At 65.9% G+C, this 2,255-nt stretch carries 3 protein-coding genes; 1 reads left to right on the plus strand and 2 read right to left on the minus strand.

Going from position 1 to position 2,255, the window contains the following annotated elements:
* Window positions 1–457 (minus strand): DEAD/DEAH box helicase family protein (locus tag WEB06_00340; GenBank protein ID MEX2554064.1); only part of this gene is annotated, 457 nt, incomplete at its 3' end.
* On the minus strand, window positions 454–1,500 hold the full coding sequence (locus tag WEB06_00345) for a DUF6094 domain-containing protein (GenBank protein ID MEX2554065.1): 1,047 nt from the start codon (window positions 1,498–1,500) through the stop codon (window positions 454–456). The genes WEB06_00340 and WEB06_00345, both read right to left, overlap by 4 nt.
* Window positions 1,501–1,588: 88 nt before the next feature.
* On the opposite strand from WEB06_00345, the gene WEB06_00350 reads away from it, so the two are divergent.
* On the plus strand, window positions 1,589–2,255 hold a 667-nt coding region (locus tag WEB06_00350; GenBank protein MEX2554066.1), incomplete at its 3' end, for a hypothetical protein.

Consider the following 2,255-nt stretch of genomic DNA (forward strand, 5'->3'; position numbering starts at 1 on the left):
AGCGGTACGAGAGCTTCGCCTTCTCGCGCGAGAGGATCACGAACAGCGGCCACCGATGATCCAGTCGGAGCCGTCGGAGGTCGCTGATCGTGTTGACGATCACCGCCTCGGCGAGCGGCACTGTCTCCTGCACCTCCCGCACCCACTTGCGCGTCAGATGCGGCGGACACAGGACGAGGACGCGCCGGAACCCAGCGACGTAGGCTGCCGATGCTCCGATCATCGTCTTGCCCGTGCCCATCTCGCCGACCACGTTGGTGCCGCGATGACGCTGGAGTGAGACGGCGGCGGCGCGGATCGCGTCCCCCTGCGCTCCCATCGGCCTCCGCTTGAGCTTGGTGAGGTCGAAGCCCCAGTCATCGCGCGTGCGTGCCGTGTAGACCGGCGGATAGGCGCGCAGGACCGCGCGCGTGATCGCCTCACCGTGCTCGGTGAGGAGTTCGGGGAGCGTCGTCATCGCGCGGGCGTGTCCGCTGCGCCGGTGTCGATCACCTCGACGTCGCCGGTGCGGAGGTTGAGCACCGCGACCGACGTCCGCATCACCTCGCGCTCGACTTCGACGTCCGGGTCAGGTGAGTAGACGGAGATCGACTCCTTGTACGTGCGTCCCTTGACGAGCAGACGCTGCTGCCCGGAATGGAGCACGACGCTGTCGAGGAATCCCGCCGCGACCATCACGGCGAGGTGTCCTCGCCGGAGCGGCATCAGCGGCCGGACCTTTCGCTCCTCTGGTGGCCAGAGCCGCTCGATGAGCGCGGCGTGCGTCCAGACCCCAGAGCGGCGTGCTTCGACGGCGGCCTCCACCGCGTCGAAGTTGAATGACGTGAACAGCACGTCTCCGGCGGGGAGTACCGGCAGCGTGCGCGGCTGATTCATGGCGCCGGCCACCGGCAGTTCGGGTAGCGGACTCGACGCCCACGCCTCAACTGTCGCCCGCACAGCAGCGTCGGATACGGGCGCCTCGCGCAGCGTCCCGAACAGGACCGCCTGCTCGAAGCGTTCGTGGAGGCCGTCCGGGAAGCGCCAGCAGGCGAGGTCGCGGTAGTGACCCGCGAGGTAGCGCGCTGACGTCGCCAGCCGGCGTTGCGGCACGATGTAGATCAGCAGTCCGCCGGGGCGGAGCACCTTCGACATCGCGGTGAGGAACGTGTGCTCCAGCCGTCGCGCGTCCAGGTCGATGTCGTAGGGCGGGTTGAGGAAGAGGCAGGAGAACCCGCCTTCCTCGATCCGTGCTGCAAGTGCGTTCCCGGGGAGCGCGTGGTCGAGGACGTCTGCGGCTTCCTCGTACCGGTCGGCTTCGAGCTCGACGCCGTAGGTCTCGCCACCGATCACGGTGGCGAGTTGCTGGAGGGCCGCACCGGTGCCCGCGCAGGGGTCGATGAGGCGCACGGCGACACGGCCTCCGTGCGTTGCGGGACGGATCATCGCTGCGATCCGGGATACCACTTCGGGCGGCGTGGGGAAGTACCCACCGACTGCGAGTGACTCAAGACGACTCATACATGTTCCTCCCGGTGCTTAAGTTGAACGTAAGATTGGGCAAAGGATTCCTCCTTGCTGATATGCCGCGCGTGGTAGCTTCTGGGCGATGACCCAAGCGATCGATCCGCTACTTGCCGACCTCGGTGGAGCTGGCGTCACCCTGACCGATGGCGTCGCGTCTTTCCGCCGCAAGAGATCTGTCGATTGGGCGGTGTTTCCCGGTCGCCCGCATCGGGCCGAATTCGGGGACTTCCTTCATCGTTGGGCGCTGAAGCGTCAGGGACAGCGCGCCCTCTTGATCTCCGGACCATCAGACCGTCCAGTGCGAGCTTTCCTCGAACGAATCGGCGTGACATGGATCGAGCTCCCCGAGTGGGCTTCCTTCGAGCGGAAGCCCAGCCCAATCTGGTCTCCCTCCCTTGCCGGTCGTCCGCCAAGTTTGGGACAGCGTGGGGAACTAACAGCGGACGTCCACGCCTTTGGACGACCACTGCTTGAGCAGGACATGGAGATCTTTCTCGATCAGCGGCCGAAGTGGCTTAGCGAGGTTCTAGGCGAGCCCATACGCGCCCATCCCAGGGGGCGCCAATTCCGGATCGATCGTGGGCGCCTCGACCTCCTTGGCATCGATCGCCACGGCAGAACGTGCATCATCGAGTGCAAGCGTGGTGCGCTGCACACCAGTTACATCGGACAGATCATTGAGTACGAGCGGCCCAACGACGCAGTCATCAAGAACGCGCGGCTGATCCTGCTTGTGAACTCAGCAAACC

The sequence above is a fragment of the Actinomycetota bacterium genome, assembly GCA_040905475.1.
Lineage (GTDB): Bacteria > Actinomycetota > AC-67 > AC-67 > AC-67 > DATFGK01.

What these genes read in the sequence shown, in the direction of transcription:
- WEB06_00345 (MEX2554065.1), bottom strand. Translation starts at nt 1,500, where the DNA reads ATGAGTCGTCTTGAGTCACTCGCAGTCGGTGGGTACTTCCCCACGCCG.